Consider the following 17,056-nt stretch of genomic DNA (forward strand, 5'->3'; position numbering starts at 1 on the left):
ATCTTTCAATTAAAGATAGGTGTTGCATTGACTCATTGAAACCACAGTCGTTTGCGGAAGTTCGACGCTCCAAGCTATAAAGACCGCTATGTGTCATCAGCTGACTTCTGATTAGCTCTCCTAATATTTTGGATGCTCGCTATAGTGCTGATGATATCAATTAATTTGCTCAGCTAGATTCAATAGCACTTATTAGTCTCATCGCGGGTTTATGTCCACCCGGCTTACGGAACTACTATCTGCAATCAGCCTGTCCTGCACTTTATCAGGTACCGGGTCATAGTGGCTCAGCGCCATGGTGAAACTGCCTTTGCCTCCCGTTATGGATTTCAGCCGCGACTCGTAGCCGTCGAGCTCCGAGCGGGGCGCCTGGGCGGATATTTCCACCTGACCCCGTGGTAATACCGTAGTGCCATTGATCACCCCCCTGCGAGAGGAGATATCTCCGGTAATATCGCCTAAACAGCTATCCGGCGTTGAAATCGCAATATCCACTATGGGCTCCAGTATAATCGGGTTGGCTTGTTGGATTGCATTCAGAAATGCCTTTTTGCCTGCCACTACGAAGGCTATCTCTTTGGAATCCACCGAGTGGTGTTTGCCATCGTAAACCGTGACCCGGATATCCTGTAGCGGGAAACCGGCAATCGCGCCACCTTCAAGCACCTGTCTCACTCCTTTTTCTACCGCTGGAATAAACTGGAACGGAATGGCTCCGCCCACCACCTTGTTCACAAACTCAAAACCCTCACCCCGTGGCAGGCTTTCCACCCTTAAAAACACCTCACCAAACTGGCCCGCACCGCCGGTCTGCTTTTTATGGCGGAAGTGACCTTCTGCTTTTCCGGTAATGGTTTCCCTATAGGCGATGCTGGGTGGTGCCGTTTCCACATTGATATTGTACAGATCGCTCATTTTTTCCAGCAACATACGCAGATGCAGATCCCCGGATCCGTAGATCACCGTTTCGTGTAGTGCGGCGTTGAACTCTACCCGCATGCTGGGATCTTCCGATGCCAGTTTGTGTAACACATCCGATAATTTTTGTTCGTCGCCCCGACGGCTGGGCGTGATGGCCAGGCCGCACATCGGTGGAGGTAACGTCAGGGAGCTGAGATGGTAGTAGTCCTCGTCGTGGGAGTCGTGTAGCACCGCATCAAAGTGGATATCATCAACCTTGGCTACAGCGCAGATGTCTCCCGGCACTGCCGACTGGATTTCTGAATGCTGCTTACCCTGCAGTTTCAGCAGGTGAGCTACCTTAAACGGCTTGCGGCCATCGCCAATAAATAACTGGGTCTGCGCGTTGACACTGCCCTGGTGTAAACGGAATACCCCCAAGCGTCCCAGATAGGGATCCACGCTGACTTTAAAAACGTGGGCGATTACGTGTTTGTCCTGGTCAGGTTGCACTGTTACAGGCACCTCATCGGGTGCCTCTCCCCTAAAAAAAAATGGTGGGTTGCCCTCCAGCGGATTGGGCATCAGGCGGGCGAAAATATCCAGTAGTTCCGGCACCCCTGCACCGGAACGGGCAGAGACAAAACAGACCGGCACCAGGTGGCTTTCTCGCAGGGCCAGCTCAAAGGGGGCGTGTAGCTGCTCCGGACTGAGCTCCTCTCCCTGTTCCAGGTAGAGCTGCATTAAATCTTCGTCCAGCTCCACTATCTGGTCGACAATGGCGGTGTGCACCTCTGCGACTGAGGAGAATGCCGTGCCTTGTTCACCGTGCTCGAAAAAGCAATCCACCACTTTATCTGCCCCGGCCGCAGGCAGATTGATGGGCAGACATTCAGGCCCGAATTGCGCCTGAATCTGCTGCAGCAGCACTGTCAGGTCAGGATGGGAGGTGTCGATTTTGTTGATTACAATCATACGGCACAGCTTACGGTCGGCGGCTACTTCCATAACACGCTGGGTTATCTGTTCGATTCCCATCTGGGCATTGATGCACACTGCGACACTGTCGACGGCGGGCAAGACACTGATGGCACGCCCGGCAAAATCCGGGTACCCCGGCGTATCGAGCAGGTTGATGTGGCTGCCAGCGTGATCAAAGCTGCACAGGGCAGAGTCCAGCGAGTGTTGCAGTTTGCGCTCCTGAGGGTCAAAGTCACAGACAGTGGAACCGCGTTCGATGCTGCCGGCAGTATTGATAGCGCCTGAGGCGAGCAACAATTGTTCCGTCAACGAAGTTTTGCCGCACCCCGCATGGCCCATAAGCGCAATATTGCGAATATTTTCTGTTGTAAATCGAGGCACTGTCCATCTCCTTTACGGATATCTGATTATGGGATAAAACACGTAAAAGTTACTTCAAGAATAGCCAATAGCGGACTTATCGAACAGGGCTGATTCAAGACGGGTTTAGGAAAAGGATCGCTGTGCCAGTCGCTGGTTGTTTTGACAAAGCATCATCTGGATGGCTTTCTTACGCACTGCATCCAGGTAAGCCTGGTAATCACTGAAACCGTGCTCATGGTCTGCCTGGTTGAGGGACTGGCTCTCCGTCAAAGCACTCTGTAATTTCAACTGCCTGGCCTGTTGTTGGATTCTGGATATGCCGGGCAATTGCTGATCACCTGGATGCATGTCGTCTCACCCCCTTTTCAGTTAACAGAATTCAAAGTGTAGAAGGGATTTATAAGTTGCCAGTGATCATGGTCTGCTGATGATTCATTGATCCTGATCAGCTCTAGCCTTGAGCTCTGCTTTGTGTAGTTACTGACCAAACAGCATTAGTAGCAATATCTTGTCGCTATAGTTCCAGTAGCGGCTAAATCGAAGATCCTTTTCCAGGCGTTCCATCTGCTATATTCCAGATATGCGGTCTGTTTCTGGAGGTGCAATATGTCGACTGTTCCTGAAGGAATCTTTGTTACAAAAGCGCGCTTCATACGAAAGTGTTGCCGTTTACCCTGCCTGCTGATCTTTTTAGTCCATTTACTGTTTTTCTCAGTACCGCTCTATGCTTCCTCTGCAAATTTTCAGTACCAGATGGCGATAGGTTCACCGCAGGAACAGCAGGTGATTGATACGGGAGATTATAAAAGTGGGCTGACACTCTGGGCTTCTCGTGCTGAGCAAGGTGATGCAAGTGCTCAGAACAATCTGGGGATCATGTATGCCAATGGCTGGGGCGTTCAGCAGGACAATGAAGTGGCTGCCAGGTGGGTGACACTTGCCGCAGAGCAGGGGGATTTATTTGCCCAGAATAATTTGGGAATCATGTATGCCAGGGGGCATGGCGTGCCACAGAACGACAACGTTGCAGCAAAATGGTTTACCCTTTCAGCCCTGCAGGGCTGGTCGTACGCACAGTTTTACCTGGGTATGTTCTATGCCTCCGGTTTGGGAATAGCCCAGAATAACGAGGCTGCGGTTAAGTGGTACAGGCTTGCTGCTGAACAGGGCCTTGCCGAAGCTCAATACAACATGGGCTATATGGTTAGCGGTGGACGTGGGGTTAGCCAGGATGATCAGGCCGCGACCCGGTGGTACAAGCTTGCCGCCGAACAGGGACTTGCCGAAGCTCAGTTCATTTTGGGTAACCGATATGCCTTCGGAATTGGCGAACAGCAGGACTATAAAGAAGCCGCAAAGTGGGTCTCTCTGGCTGCTCAGCAGGCACACCCTCAGGCCCGGCTTATCCTTGGCATGATGTACTTTTATGGCAAGGGCAAACCTCAGGATTTCCAGACCGCTATCAAGTGGTTAAATCTTGCTGCTGAGCAAGGTGACCTCACGGCTATGGAAAAGCTCGGCAGTATCTATTTACTGGGTGAGGTGGTCGCCGAAGATAAAGTGCATGCCCTCATGTGGTTAATTATCGCAACGCTAAGAGGTGGGGATCCAAAAATACGTGATTTAGTTGCTCAGGCAATGACTCCTTCCCAGCGTAATAAAGCACAAGAGCGGGCTTACGAGTGGCTCGGTGAGCGTGGCGTATACAGACAGCCGTGAATGGGCTGATAGCTGCTTTGTTTTGTGGATTTATTGGCTCGTCGTAATATAGTCGCAGACTCAATCTGCAGTTCTTTAATCGTCCCGGTTACCAGATGCGCTCATAGTTTTTCAAACACTCAGAGTTGCCTCCGTTTAAATCATTTATTGCTCATGTTGTCGTAGACAGCTGCTGGGTTGTCGCATCTGCGTTGTATCGAGTCGCTCGCAAGTAGTACCGGCGAATGTCCTCTGATTATTATGATCTCATGTTAGTTCCCGGGGCGCACAGAGCTGTGTTGGCAGGAGCTGAATCAAATAATGCGGGGCCTGCCGTTCTGCTTCAGCAGTGCGATGATAATGTTAAAGGAACAGCTATGAACAGAGAAACACCGAATTATATTCTGACCGCCACCTGCAAAGGTGTTATCGGCTCGCTGGATGTTGTGACCCGTTTTCTATGTGAACGACAGTGCTACGTCCATGAGATGCACACCTTTGATGATACAGAGGCCTGCCGGTTCTTTATTCGGGTTGAGTTCAAAAATGACAGCGTAGATGCGCTGCCAATCGAAGAGCTGAAATCCCAGTTCGCGGAAGCATCGGCTAAATTCGATATGCAGTGGGAACTACGTGATGCCAGTGTACCGGAAAAAGTGGTTATTCTGGTTTCAAAATATGATCACTGTTTGCAGGACCTGCTGTATCGCTACCGTACCGGTTCTCTGAATATTGAGATTCCTGCGATTATTTCCAACCATCCTGATCTGAAAGAATTGGCTGAATGGCATGGCATTCCATACCATCACCTGCCAATCACTGCAGAAACAAAGCCACAGCAAGAAGCACAGATGATGGAGGTTATTGAGCAAGCCGGAGCGGATCTGGTAGTGCTTGCCCGTTATATGCAGGTTTTGTCGAACGACCTGTGTAAAAAGCTGGAAGGTCGTGCAATCAATATCCACCACTCCCTGTTGCCGGGCTTTAAAGGTGCCAAACCTTACCATCAGGCGTTTGATAAGGGCGTTAAGCTGGTGGGGGCTACCGCGCATTATGTTAGTAGCGATCTGGATGAAGGTCCTATTATCACCCAGGGAATCGAGCCTGTTGATCATAGTTTTACCCCTGAACGTCTGGTGGCAAAAGGGCGTGATACCGAGCGTATGACGCTAAACCGTGCAGTAAAACTGCACTGTGAACAGCGGGTGTTTCTGTATGGCAATAAGACAGTGGTCTTTAGCGGCGAGTAAGTAGCAGCGAATAAGCAGCGACGGATAAGCGACAGAAAATAACTGCGCAATCTGCACTGATAATCAGGAGCAGGGTAACTGACAGGAATCATCTGTGCAGCTACCCTGCGATTTTGTTTTTGCTGAATTTGTTTATGCAAAGTAAGTAGGGTGATGAGATCATGACAGTTGAAGAGCAACATCTGACCGATGAAGAGTTGATCGCAGAGGCAGAGATGTCTCCCTGTGTTGGTGTCTGTAAATCAGACGAAAATACCGGTTGGTGTTTTGGTTGTGGCCGGACTGATACAGAGATTGAACAGTGGCAGGCGTTTGATGCAGGTACCCGTGCCGGACTGGAAGCTGAGATGCCTGACCGGGTGAAACAGCTGATTGAGCGTCGCCGGGCAGAGCGGGGTGGTTCGGCCCGTCGCAGTCGGCGCCGTACCTGACGCTGGCGACAGTGGAATTAAGATTTAAAAAACTATTTTCACTGCAGAGCGGGCAATTAACCAAAGCAGGGGGTTAATTGCCCGGTCTGCTTTCGGTACAGAGAATACATTAAGGGCGACTTCCCAAGTATGGTACTCAGCCGCCTAACTCCTCCAAAGCGGACATTCTCTGGAGCAACACGGTTGGACCCTTATCGACCCAAAGCCAACGTTCAGTGTCGCAGGTTGACGGCATGCGTAGAGAGATCATCCCCCGAATGCGGATCGGCTCGACTGTTTTATATCGTTATCACGACTGGGGGCTTGGCACAGCGAGGGACCGGCACCAGCTTTCTCATCGATTTGATAGTCCACTATTCCATCTACCCTTGCAGGCACTACACTTAGAATTAAACAGAAGAGCTCTTAAATTTTACATAAGGGAGCAGAAGATGGCAGTCGCAGAAACCGTACAACATTTTCTTGAACACCATTCCGTTGAGTACGGTCTGGTATCGCATCCTCACACAGGATCCAGTCACGAAACAGCCGAAGCCACTCATGTGAGTGAAGATCATATCGCCAAGGCCGTCCTTGTTAAGGATACTGCCGGCTATGCCATGGTCGTGGTTCCGGCTAGTAACTGGGTTGAGATAGAGCATTTACGAAAGGAATTCAACCGGGATTTTCATCTCGCTACTGAAGACGAACTCGCAAAACTGTTCAGCGATTGCGAGGTAGGGGCAGTCCCGCCCCTTGGCCCTGCTTATGGCGTCGAGACGTTCCTTGACCAGGCGCTGACCAGTCTTGCCAACGTTTATTTTGAGGCGGGTGACCATGAGCAACTGGTCCACACGACGGGGGATGATTTTCGAGCATTGTTGGGTGGTGTACGACACGGCTACTATAGTCATAGTGACTGATCAGTGAGAAGCAGAAGCAACTACACGCTTCAACGATGACGTCACCCCTCAAGCAGCATTGGCAGATACATTGAAACTAATAGATATCTCATCAGAGAATTACGGTGCAGTAATTTATGTTGGTGGCCATGGGCCATAATGGTGTTTAGCGGAAGATCATAGCTCTACTTGCCTGTGAGCAGTGCCGATACTAAGCTAGAGAGGGAAATAAAGTGCATGCGGACATCAATAAATTAGGACAGTACGGTATGAGTAAGGGTACAGTAAAGTGGTTCAATGCAGACAAAGGTTTCGGTTTTATCACTCCGGACGATGGAGGCAAGGATCTGTTCGTGCACCACTCTGAAATCAAGACGGGGGGCTATACAACACTCGATGAAGGCCAGAAAGTAGAATACGAAGTCGGACAAGGTCAGAAGGGGCCGTGTGCAAATAATGTTGTGCCGATTTAATTTTAAGCTGCAACACATAGAAATAACAGCCAGGCGACGCTATAAGGTGGATGCCTGTTGTTAGTGTTATCACTATTAGTTGCCCACGAGTGACCGTTCTGTGTAAAACGGTTGAACTCTGATGCACCGCCCAAAGCTGCCCCTAATGCCTCCTCTTTGTCACTGGAGCCGTAACCTGAAGCTCGGATAGGTAAACATTCAGCGTCCGCTATTGGCACGTAACCGACCATCAGCATCCTGGGAACGTGCAGAGGGTCGCTTACCGACACACACAGCGGACATAAAGTCTCGCCCTGGCAGGACTCACCCGCATCGATTCAGATTCTCTATAGCGGACATTGCAAGCTCAGGCCCAAAAACTAGATTTAATAACTATGTTCTAATTGTCAAAGCTGACAAAAGCGAATACGCGAAATAAATAATTATGTTAAATAAAGGAAGCCCCTGTGTGATCCCCTTGATGAGAAGGGCGTCTCGGTTGTAATTCGCTAGGCACAAGAGATGATCCCGTCCCACGCTGCCATGGCATAGTCTGCAACAGCAAGGAGATCTTTTCGTGAGGCCCCATCGCGTGCCTGTATCGACATACCTTGTTGAATTACGGTGTAGAAAGTTGCGATTTCCCGCCAGTCTGGCCCGTTAGGTAACTCGCCATCACTAACACCTCGTTCTAATCGCGAATGCAGCACTGTCATACATTGCGCACGACGCTCTTGCAGCGCTCTGCGAATGGCTTCATTTCCGCCTTCGGCATGTAGTGCTCCGAGTACGATGAGACAACCACGCGGTTTGTTGGATCGAGTAAACTCTTCAGCGCTTGCTCGAAGCATGGCTTTGATAGCCAAACGTGCTGTCGGCTCAGTTGTCATGGTTCCCCAGATCCGTCCTCCTTCAGTTGCACTATAGAGTTCAACAGCTTCATGGAATAACTTTTCCTTGCTTCCGAATGCCGCGTAGATGCTAGGAGAATTGATCTTCATTGCGTTTATTAGGTCCGGCATGGATGTGCAGTCAAACCCCTGTGCCCAGAACACTTCCATTGCCTTCTGTAGTGCAGCGGAGCGGTCAAAGTTCCGCGGTCGGCCTCGTTTTGTCATGGATGAATTCCTTTTTGTATTAATCGACACAAAAACGCCTTGATCTAAGTCATAGGGCTTATTATATTATGTATCAGTCGTTACATAAATAGGAAGTTAACATGAGTAGATTGAGAGGCAAGGTGGCATTGGTGACTGGCGGTAGCAGGGGTATGGGAGCCGCAATCGCCAGACGTTTAGCGTATGAGGGTGCGGATGTTGCGCTGACTTACAACAGTTCGGGAGATAAGGCGAATACTGTCGTTGCCGAGATCGAACAAGTGGGTCGTAAAAGCCTGGCGATAGCTGCGGATAACTCTGATCCTTCCGCCATTCAGGCGGCTGTGGAGAGGACTGTTGCTGAGTTGGGCCAGCTCGATATCCTCATTAACAATGCTGGCATTTTTGTCGTGAAGCCAATTGATGAGCTAACGCTTGATGACTTCGAACAGACGCTAGGTGTTAACGTGCGAGCTGTATTCGTCGCTTCCCAGGCAGCCGCTGCACATATGGGCGAAGGTGGTCGAATTATTTCGATCGGTAGTAACCTGGCTGAGCACGTGCCTATGCCGGGAGTAAGCCTATACAGTCTCAGTAAGTCAGCTCTTATAGGGTTTACAAAGGGCCTGGCTCGTGACCTTGGACCTAGAGGCATCACTGTTAACATCGTGCATCCTGGTTCGACAGACACTGACATGAATCCTGCCAATGGTGAGTACGCAGATGTGCAGCGCAGCCTTATGGCAATTCCCCGCTTTGGTGAGCCAGATGATATTGCTGGCTTTGTCTCTTGGCTTGCAAGTGATGAAAGTCGTTTTATAACCGGTGCCGGTCTTACCATCGATGGTGGCACCAATGCATGATCGCTGATTTAAGCGCTCACTTGGATGCGGGCCGTCGAGTCTGCGTCCTCTTTTCCCACCCAGTAAAGCACACTTTGGTTTGATCAATATGGACATGAATGTCGCGAAATCGGACGTTACGCAGATTGGTGTTAAAGCGTGCGAATCCTCAATCACTTTAGCTATTAGCCTGCTTGCTTTCACGATGTTTGTGATTGTCACGTCGGAATTCGTTGTCGTAGGCTTGTTGCCTGAAATGGCCACAGATCTCAATGTACCGCTCTCTGACGCTGGCTGGTTTGTCACCTGCTTTGCGCTTGCAGCATCGTTGCTTGGTCCTGTGTTGACAATACTCGCTTCTCGCTACAACCCGCGTGATTTCCTTATTGCTTCAGCGATCGCTTTCGCCGCAGGTAACCTTGCGATTGCATTAGCTCCACATTACTACATAGTTATTGCCACCCGGGTGTTACAGGGTAGTCTCTTACCTGCCATTGTCAGCGTCGCTGCTGTAGAGGCCGCCCGGATAGCAGGCTCTGAGCGTAAGGGGTGGGCTATCTCTCGTGTCAATTTAGGAGTGGCTGCCACCACTATTCTAGGTATGCCTGCTTAGTGCGATAGCAGCAGACAAGGTGGGTTGGCCAGCGAGTTTTGCAGTGCTTGCGCTGCTGGGCCTAATCTCGGCAGGTCTTATTGCTCTCTGGTTCCCACGTGCAAGCATGGTAATTGCAAAGCAATCATCGCTGCTGACTGAGGTCTCTCTACTGCGGCGGCGAAACCTCTTGATACACCTCTTGCTGTCATGTGTCCTGTTCGCAGGTATGTTTGCCGGATATACCTATATTGCTGCTCTGCTCGGAACTTTGGCCAGTATCGATGGGTCGACGATTGGCTGGGTACTGATGGGCTTTGGGCTTGCCGGGGTGTTAGGGAATTGGCTTTCCGGGCGTGTTGTAGACCGTGACCCAATTGCGGCGTCTGCTTGGGTCTCGTTCGCTTTAGCTATTGCTATGGCTTTAATTGCATCCGCAGGAAAGAGTCTGTTTGGGTTAATCTTGGTTGTCGGATTGTGGGGTTCTGCGCATTTAGCTGCATTTGTTGTCAGTCAAATTCGCGTAATGCAGGCCGGTCGAGGAGCGGAAGCCTTCGCCTTATCGTTGAATATTTCCGCCTGCAATCTCGGCATAGGCTTTGGTGCGACTTTAGGTGGTGTTGCTGTGACTCACTACGGCGTGGTGGCTGCTGGCTATGTTGGTGCAGCAGCGGCTGCTGTCGCATTTTTTATCACTATTGTGATGGTTGTGGATAGGCCCCGTTCGGATGCTGGGTAATCTAACGCAGCTTTGAATAGTTTAGTAAGCCAACGTTATTTCGATGAAAGTGCATGATATGGTTCTATTAAAAATAATAAGTCAGGGTATTATCAGCCCTCAGTGCCAGCTTTACCCTTTGTCCGCTTTTCAATCTCCAGAAGGCTGACTAAAAGCGCGAATCACCAGAACTCTCATGACTGCTCTTGGCACATACCCGTCATTAAAGCTTTACAGACCAGTGCTCTCTCGCATCAACAAAAGCGCACCAAAGAGGACGCTGATAGATTGCCTATCCATGTTTCAACTCGTTTTCAGTCGAATATCAGGAAAACCTCAGGTCGTTATATTGGCGCTAAATGGGCAGCCTCCCCGAATAGGCTGCTACCATTATGTACTGTATCGCCTACACTTTTACGCAGTAGCGCCGGATTTTCTCACAGCCTGAGCGGTCAAAAGAGCCATTAAATGGAATAGAAGAAGGAGCCAATACCTTGATGTATTTACTTAAAAACGATGATCTGGGCAAGCTGATCATGCGCCTGACAGTGGGTATTCTAATACTGCTCCATGGCGTCGCCAAGATCGATAACCCCGGCTCCCTCGACTTTATCGCCGGCCAACTGGCCAACAACGGCCTGCCCGGCTTTATCGCCTACGGTGTATTTGTAGGCGAGGTTGTCGCTCCGTTACTGCTTATCGGCGGTGTATACTGCCGCTTCGCCGCGTTGGTGATTGTCTGCAACATGCTGTTCGCCATCGGCCTGGTGCATACAGAAGAACTGTTCATGCTAACCAAGAACGGCGGCTGGGCGCTGGAGCTACAGGGTAGTTTTCTATTCGGCGCTGTTGCAATCGCCCTCTTAGGTAGTGGCCGCTACGCCATTAAGAGCGACTGACGAAGAACCAGAAACAACCTCGGATTAACTTGGAAGCTACTTTTGATCGCAACAACTATGGGTCCTGATATTTATGCTCTTGGCTGCTTCTTCTTGAGGCGTTATTGCTAATCCGCGGTGGCTTTATAGAGGTCGTGACCTGCCGATAGCAGACGCTCGGAACGTTAGTACTAACGTCTGCTCCTTTACTTCGTTGTTGAATAGCCCATCCTCAAACCTCAATCAGGCGACCCGGCTATGACCTGTTTGGGTCGAAAGCAAACCAGGCCCTGCCTGGATTAATTGCCCATCAGCAGAATGGTTTTTATATTTGAATAATTTCGCTGTGTAATGATTAATACTGTTGTCAGCTTATTTAAGCCTTGACTGGTTGTTATCGAGTAGGGCTTTGCTGAACTGCACCGGTACCCCTCTTACAAGTAAGGTTTAATGTCGCTCAGCGAACAGTTTGTGCCGCTAGCAAACTCCTTTAGGTTGGTCTGTTCCTGATAGCTTGTACCCTGGCCCAGGTTTTTATTTTAGAGGTAAGGTATGGCTTTTCGTTTGGGTATAGATACAGGTGGCACCTATACAGATGCAGTGTTGGTCGATGACCAGCAAAAGGTTGTGGCTACCTTCAAAAGCCTGACTACACGTTATGACCTGACTATCGGTATCGGTAATGCGTTGGCTGGATTGCCTGCTGAAATGTTACAAGAGATCACCCTGGTTGCACTGTCTACCACATTAACAACAAATTCCGTTGTTGAGGGGCAAGGGGCGCCGGTTTGTGTGTTGCTGCCCGGTTATAACGAACGCCAGGTTGCCCAGAGTGGCTTGCTGGATATTGTCACCGAAGAGGGAGCGGTTCTGTTGTCCGGGGGGCACGATGCAAATGGTGATGAGAACGAGCCTTTGGACGAAGCACGCGCGCGAGCAGCCATTCTGGAGCGCAAAGATAAGGTGTCCGCATTTGCTATTTCGGGCATGTTTGGCACCAGAAATACCAGCCATGAAGTGCGCTTACGCTCACTGGTTGAAGAACTCGCCGGTAAGCCTGTGGCTTGCGGCCATGAACTGGCCAGCAGTCTGGGTGCTCCACAGCGTGCACTGACGGCGGTATTGAATGCCCGGATGGTGCCTTATATCCAGCGTCTGATCAGTTCAGTTAAAGAGATTCTCAGTCATCACCAGATTCACGCGCCGCTGATGATCGTAAAAGGCGATGGTTCGCTGGTGAATACTGATACAGCCCTGCAGCAACCGGTAGCGACAGTTCTTTCCGGGCCCGCCGCCAGTGTGGTTGGCGCCTGTGCCCTGAGTGGACTGAAAAACGCCATTGTTGCTGATATGGGCGGTACCACCACTGATATTGCAATCGTTACCGATGGTCAGCCGCAGCTGTGTTCTGAAGGCGCACGGGTCGGTGACTGGCAGCCGATGGTTGAGGCTGTACGGGTGTACTCTGTTGGTCTGGGTGGCGATAGCGAAGTGCATTACAGCACCGCGGAGGGGATCGGTATCGGTCCGCGCCGGGTGGTGCCGATGTGTCTGTTGGGTCATCAGCATCCCTGGGTGCTGGAACGTCTGGAACATCAGTTGAATGATTATCCTAACGCGCGTAATAACCGTTTTGTGATGCGACTCGAAGCCAATGAAGTGCTGCTGAACCAGCTCAGTGAAGATGAGCGGTATGCATGGGACCGGCTGGCAGATGGACCATTGGAACTGGAAACTGCAGTGATGGAAGATCGCCAGCTGGGTCGCTCCCTGGCAATACTGCAGCGCGCCGGTCTCGCAATCTACAGTGGCTTCACACCATCGGATGTGGCCCATGTGCTGGGTTTGAGTAAGCATTGGTGCAGCGATACCGCAAAACTTGCGGCTAAAGTGTGGGCCAGGCAGCTGCGTAACCTGTATGGCATGGGTAAGTGGGAGCTGGGCGATGCGAAAGAGCCTTGTCGTGAAGTCTATCAACTGATTGTTACTAAGATCAGCACTACATTGGTAGAGGCAGGTCTGCATCAGGCAGGCAAACTGAGCGAAGCGCGAGCGCAGAATCTGGCAGGATTACTTACCGAGCTGATCTTTAATTCAGAGAGGGAACCGGGGGCCGGCGCGCTGTTCAATCTGGACTTTGCCGCCGATTATCCACTGGTTGCCGTGGGGGCTCCGTCCGCCAGTTACTATCCTGTTGTGGCCGATATGCTGGGTACAGAACTGATATTGCCGGAGCATGGTAACGTAGCTAACGCAGTAGGCGCGGTGATGGGCTCTGTGGTGCAGCGGGTTAAAGTGACAATCTCCCAGCCAACCTATGGTGCGTTCTCTTTGTACCATAAAGGCGAGCCGAAGCGTTTTAATAGCCTTCAGGAGGCGGAGAAGTGTGCTGAACAGATAGTCAGAGAGCAAGCGCTGAAAGCTGCCCAGGCAGCAGGTGCTATCTCTGTTGAGGTGGTCGTCTCGAAAGAGGAGAACCATATTACCCATGATATCGATGGTGAGCTGTTCCTGGATAGCGAGATCATCGCGACCGCAACCGGGCGACCGGATTGCAGTGCCATGACATTAGAGGACAGCGGGCCTGCCATAGTTAACCCGTCTCCCGGTAAAGGCCAGTCGTTCGAATCGGCTAGCCGGCACTGATGACATTACGTCAGGCGGATGGGTTTAATGACACGTATTGCTAGCCGGGATTCAATTATAGCGCAGCTGTCAGCCCGGTTAGCAGAGCAGGGATTGCTGGTCCGTTCCGCATTCAATCTTGCCGTCGATGATCCTGCACAGCCTGAGGGGCTGGCGCGTCCCGCTGCAACGATGTTGCTGATCGGTAATGCAGGTGCCTCTATGTGGCCTGCTTTCAGCCAGTCATCGGAATATCTAGACGGATTGCCTGATCCGCTGGACCGCTGGAGTGCCAGATTTGCCCGGCAACTGGCGGCAGAGTTTGATGCTCTGGCGCTGTTTCCCTTCGGTGGTCCGCCTTATCATCCCTTTCTTAGCTGGGCTAGGAGGGGGGAGCCAGGCTATGCATCCCCGCTGGGGCTGACGCTGCATCCGGAGTATGGGCTCTGGCATGCTTACCGCTTTGCGTTGGCATTTACCGATACTCTTAATATTGACGAGTGGCTTGATATTAAAGAATGGCAGGTGGTGGGGCAGATAGCGGCTGAGGCAGCTAACCCTTGTCTGCTCTGTGCGAAGAAGAACTACGCTGAAAAACCTTGTCTGACGAGTTGTCCGGTCGATGCTTTTACCGGTTCAGATTACCGGGTGGTGGACTGTGCTCGTTTTCTCGATCAGAATCCCCTGCATGATTGTATTCAGCGGGGCTGTCGTGCCCGCAGGGCTTGTCCGGTTGGGCGAAGTTATCATTACGATGATCTGCACGCCCAATTTCATATGCGTCAGTTTGTTGTCAACCATATCTATAAGGACTCTAAGCAGTGAGTTATACCCTGTATGGCGCACCCGATAGCGCTAATATCATTATTCATATGGTGCTGGAACAGATGGCGGTGGAGTATGACCTGGAGTGGGTCGATCGTGGCAGTAAAGCGCATCGCTCTGAACAGTTTCGCAGAACCTTGAATCCGCAGGGGCTGATGCCGGTTTTGCTGGATGGTGATAAGCCTGTTTTTGAAACGGCGGCAATAGCACTGCACCTGGCTGATAAGCATCAGCAGTTGGCGCCAGGGCTTCTTGTCGTGCCTGAACGGGCCTGGTTTTTACAATGGTTATTTTATCTGTCGAATACTCTGCATGCCGATCTGCGGGTGCAGTTCTATCCGGATCGTCACGTCTCAGATGCAGCTGCAGTAGAACCATTGCTGGAAAAGACCCGCCAGCGAGTAGCCGGTCATCTGTCCTTGCTGGATATGGAGTTGGCTAAGTATAGCGATGGCCCCTGGTTTCTGGGGCGGCAGCTGACTATTCTGGACTTTTATCTTGGGGTTTTGTGTCGCTGGTCTGTTTTGTATCCCCGTGGCAAGGCGTTAGCCTGCAGCGCACTGAGCAGTCTGCCAAATTTACAGCGCTTGTTGAGCGCGCTGGAGCAGCTACCCGCAGTTCAGAGGGTATTTCTACAACATAAGATCCAGGCTCCTTTTATTACTCAGCCGACGCCACCTGAGCTACCTGCTGAGCAGGTTTCGGCATCCTGAAATAACACGGTGGCAGGAATATTAAGATCACTTTGATTCGGCTTTTTGATATAGCGCAGCCGCTCAGGCTTTTTCTATGATGGGTATGCTCTTACAATGGGCGCACATTTTTTGTTGATTCCTTTCATTGATTCTTTTTATTGGTTTAAGGGCCTGCTGTAAAAGGCTGATATAAAAGCTCAGCGCAGCATAATTTAGGAACACCCGATGAAACAACTAGTCCTTGGCGGAGCCCGCTCCGGAAAGAGTGCCATAGCAGAGCGACTGGCAGCGGATTCAGGCAGTGAAGTGATTTATATCGCTACGGCCACCAGTGGCGATGGTGAGATGGCTGAGCGAATTGCTAAGCATCGTGAGCGCCGACCTGATCACTGGTTGCTGGCTGAAGAGCCTCTGCGGCTGGCCGCGACACTGAAGCAGCAGGCCCGGGAAGGGCGCTGTATCCTGGTCGACTGCCTGACGTTGTGGCTGACAAATATCATGTTCATGGATGAGGGCAAGCATTTTAACAGCGAGATGGATGCCTTGCTGGAAACCCTGCGGCAGCTGCCGGGCGAGATTATCATGGTCAGTAATGAGATCGGTATGGGGATTGTGCCGATGGGCGAAATGACGCGCCAGTTTCAGGATGAATCGGGCCTGCTGCATCAAAATGTAGCTGCCATCTGTGATCGTGTGGTTTTAACTGTTGCGGGCCTGCCGCATACCTTAAAAGGCGAGAAATTGTGATGATTGAATGGCTGATTAATACCCCGAAAGCACCGGATTCATCTCTGCAGACAACAGCCCTGGAACGTCAGATGCAGCTGACTAAGCCGCCGGGGTCTCTGGGGCGACTGGAAGATCTGGCGATCCGCCTGAGCGCCATGCAGGGGCGGGAAAAGCCGTCTCTGGAGCAGGTCAATATTTCTATCTTTGCCGGTGATCACGGCGTTGTCGCAGCTGGCGTATCCGCATTTCCGCAGGAAGTTACCGTGCAGATGGTGGCAAATTTCTCTGCGGGTGGTGCTGCGATCAGCGTGTTGGCGCGATCTCTGGGTGCAGACCTGCAGGTTGTCGATGTCGGCACGGTGAACGATCCGGGCGAACTGCCGGGTGTGATCAACCGCCGTGCCGGCGCTGGCACCGCTAATTTGCACCAACAGGATGCAATGACGCCTGAGCAACTGGCTATTGCGATGAATGCCGGACGTGAATCTGTATTGCGGGCGCATGAAATGAGTGCTGGTCTGTTTATCGGTGGTGATATGGGGATCGGTAATACGACTTCGGCAGCTGCTATAGCCTGCGCATTGCTCGGTGCTGAGCCAGTCGATCTGGCGGGACCTGGAACCGGACTGGATAGTTCGGGTGTATCACATAAAGCCAGAGTGCTACAGGAAGCGCTGATACGTTATCAAGGTCTGGCTAGTGATCCACTGGAAGCTCTGCGTTGTCTCGGTGGCTTTGAGATCGCAGCGCTGGCTGGGGCATATATCAGCTGCGCGCAACAAGGTTTGCCGGCGCTGGTGGATGGCTATATAACCACTGCAGCGGCTCTGGTCGCAGTGAAGCTGCAGCCCGGTGTTAAAGACTGGCTGATATTTTCCCACTGTTCAGCGGAACCGGGTCATAAAGCGATGCTTGAAGCGTTAGAGGCACTGCCTCTGTTAGATCTGGGAATGCGTCTGGGTGAAGGCAGCGGGGCGGCAACCGCAGTGCCGCTGTTGCGACTGGCTTGCGAACTGCATAATGGTATGGCGACCTTTGCCGATGCCGGTGTTGCGGAAGGTTGAGTGATTAAATAGAAGTATTTTTTTTGGTTTAGCTT

Annotated in this window: 17 protein-coding genes; 14 read left to right on the plus strand and 3 right to left on the minus strand. The window is 51.4% G+C overall.

Annotation, left to right across the window (positions count from 1 at the left end):
- Nucleotides 1-198: 198 nt before the first annotated feature.
- Together fusA and ACQUQM_RS05290 are read right to left on the minus strand one after the other, a co-directional pair.
- Nucleotides 199-2,262 carry an elongation factor G gene (gene fusA, locus ACQUQM_RS05285; protein WP_432473442.1) on the minus strand — a complete coding sequence of 688 codons (2,064 nt, stop codon included), beginning with the start codon at nt 2,260-2,262 and terminating at the stop codon, nt 199-201.
- Nucleotides 2,263-2,367: 105 nt separating this feature from the next.
- Complete coding sequence (locus ACQUQM_RS05290; RefSeq protein WP_432473443.1) at nt 2,368-2,592, minus strand: hypothetical protein; 225 nt, start codon at nt 2,590-2,592, stop codon at nt 2,368-2,370.
- 258 nt (nt 2,593-2,850) lie between these two features.
- Between ACQUQM_RS05290 and ACQUQM_RS05295 the strand changes: the two genes are divergently transcribed.
- The 5 genes from ACQUQM_RS05295 to ACQUQM_RS05315 all read left to right on the plus strand — a co-directional run bounded on the left by ACQUQM_RS05295 (nt 2,851) and on the right by ACQUQM_RS05315 (nt 6,977).
- The gene (locus tag ACQUQM_RS05295) at nt 2,851-3,963 is read left to right on the plus strand and encodes an SEL1-like repeat protein (protein ID WP_432473444.1); all 1,113 of its coding nucleotides are present in this window, start codon (nt 2,851-2,853) and stop codon (nt 3,961-3,963) included.
- 356 nt (nt 3,964-4,319) lie between these two features.
- The gene (gene purU / locus ACQUQM_RS05300; protein WP_432473445.1) at nt 4,320-5,192 is read left to right on the plus strand and encodes a formyltetrahydrofolate deformylase; all 873 of its coding nucleotides are present in this window, start codon (nt 4,320-4,322) and stop codon (nt 5,190-5,192) included.
- Between the two features lie 161 nt (nt 5,193-5,353).
- Nucleotides 5,354-5,623 carry a DUF1289 domain-containing protein gene (locus tag ACQUQM_RS05305; RefSeq protein WP_432473446.1) on the plus strand — a complete coding sequence of 90 codons (270 nt, stop codon included), beginning with the start codon at nt 5,354-5,356 and terminating at the stop codon, nt 5,621-5,623.
- Between the two features lie 431 nt (nt 5,624-6,054).
- Entirely contained in the window at nt 6,055-6,525 is a 471-nt protein-coding gene (locus ACQUQM_RS05310) for an aminoacyl-tRNA deacylase (protein WP_432473447.1), read from the plus strand.
- A 248-nt stretch (nt 6,526-6,773) separates the two neighbouring features.
- Complete coding sequence (locus ACQUQM_RS05315) at nt 6,774-6,977, plus strand: cold-shock protein (RefSeq protein WP_432473448.1); 204 nt, start codon at nt 6,774-6,776, stop codon at nt 6,975-6,977.
- 488 nt (nt 6,978-7,465) lie between these two features.
- Here ACQUQM_RS05315 and ACQUQM_RS05320 read toward each other — a convergent pair whose 3' ends face one another.
- Nucleotides 7,466-8,104 (minus strand): TetR/AcrR family transcriptional regulator, encoded by a 639-nt coding sequence (locus tag ACQUQM_RS05320; protein ID WP_432473449.1) that lies wholly within the window; start codon nt 8,102-8,104, stop codon nt 7,466-7,468.
- Between the two features lie 71 nt (nt 8,105-8,175).
- Between ACQUQM_RS05320 and ACQUQM_RS05325 the strand changes: the two genes are divergently transcribed.
- The 9 genes from ACQUQM_RS05325 (at nt 8,176) to cobT (ending at nt 17,021) form a co-directional block, all read left to right on the plus strand.
- Entirely contained in the window at nt 8,176-8,916 is a 741-nt protein-coding gene (locus tag ACQUQM_RS05325; RefSeq protein ID WP_432473450.1) for an SDR family NAD(P)-dependent oxidoreductase, read from the plus strand.
- Between the two features lie 88 nt (nt 8,917-9,004).
- A complete protein-coding gene (locus tag ACQUQM_RS05330; RefSeq protein ID WP_432473451.1) occupies nt 9,005-9,508 on the plus strand; it encodes an MFS transporter in 504 nt (167 codons plus the stop codon).
- 43 nt (nt 9,509-9,551) lie between these two features.
- Nucleotides 9,552-10,226 (plus strand): hypothetical protein, encoded by a 675-nt coding sequence (locus ACQUQM_RS05335; RefSeq protein WP_432474800.1) that lies wholly within the window; start codon nt 9,552-9,554, stop codon nt 10,224-10,226.
- Between the two features lie 476 nt (nt 10,227-10,702).
- The gene (locus tag ACQUQM_RS05340) at nt 10,703-11,104 is read left to right on the plus strand and encodes a DoxX family protein (RefSeq protein ID WP_432473452.1); all 402 of its coding nucleotides are present in this window, start codon (nt 10,703-10,705) and stop codon (nt 11,102-11,104) included.
- A gap of 531 nt (nt 11,105-11,635) precedes the next feature.
- A complete protein-coding gene (locus ACQUQM_RS05345; RefSeq protein WP_432473453.1) occupies nt 11,636-13,729 on the plus strand; it encodes a hydantoinase/oxoprolinase N-terminal domain-containing protein in 2,094 nt (697 codons plus the stop codon).
- Between the two features lie 27 nt (nt 13,730-13,756).
- Nucleotides 13,757-14,533, plus strand: a complete 777-nt coding sequence (locus tag ACQUQM_RS05350) for a hypothetical protein (protein WP_432473454.1) — start codon at nt 13,757-13,759, stop codon at nt 14,531-14,533.
- The gene (locus ACQUQM_RS05355; protein ID WP_432473455.1) at nt 14,530-15,246 is read left to right on the plus strand and encodes a glutathione S-transferase family protein; all 717 of its coding nucleotides are present in this window, start codon (nt 14,530-14,532) and stop codon (nt 15,244-15,246) included. The genes ACQUQM_RS05350 and ACQUQM_RS05355 overlap by 4 nt, the downstream gene beginning before the upstream one ends.
- Nucleotides 15,247-15,453: 207 nt before the next feature.
- Nucleotides 15,454-15,975: a bifunctional adenosylcobinamide kinase/adenosylcobinamide-phosphate guanylyltransferase gene (gene cobU / locus ACQUQM_RS05360; protein WP_432473456.1), complete on the plus strand. Its 522-nt coding sequence runs from the start codon at nt 15,454-15,456 to the stop codon at nt 15,973-15,975.
- Nucleotides 15,975-17,021 carry a nicotinate-nucleotide--dimethylbenzimidazole phosphoribosyltransferase gene (cobT, locus tag ACQUQM_RS05365; protein WP_432474801.1) on the plus strand — a complete coding sequence of 349 codons (1,047 nt, stop codon included), beginning with the start codon at nt 15,975-15,977 and terminating at the stop codon, nt 17,019-17,021. Before cobU ends, cobT begins: the two co-directional genes overlap by 1 nt.
- The last annotated feature ends 35 nt before the right edge of the window (nt 17,022-17,056 follow it).

Origin of the sequence: Amphritea sp. HPY (assembly GCF_050870985.1) — a bacterium.
Taxonomy (GTDB): domain Bacteria; phylum Pseudomonadota; class Gammaproteobacteria; order Pseudomonadales; family Balneatricaceae; genus Amphritea.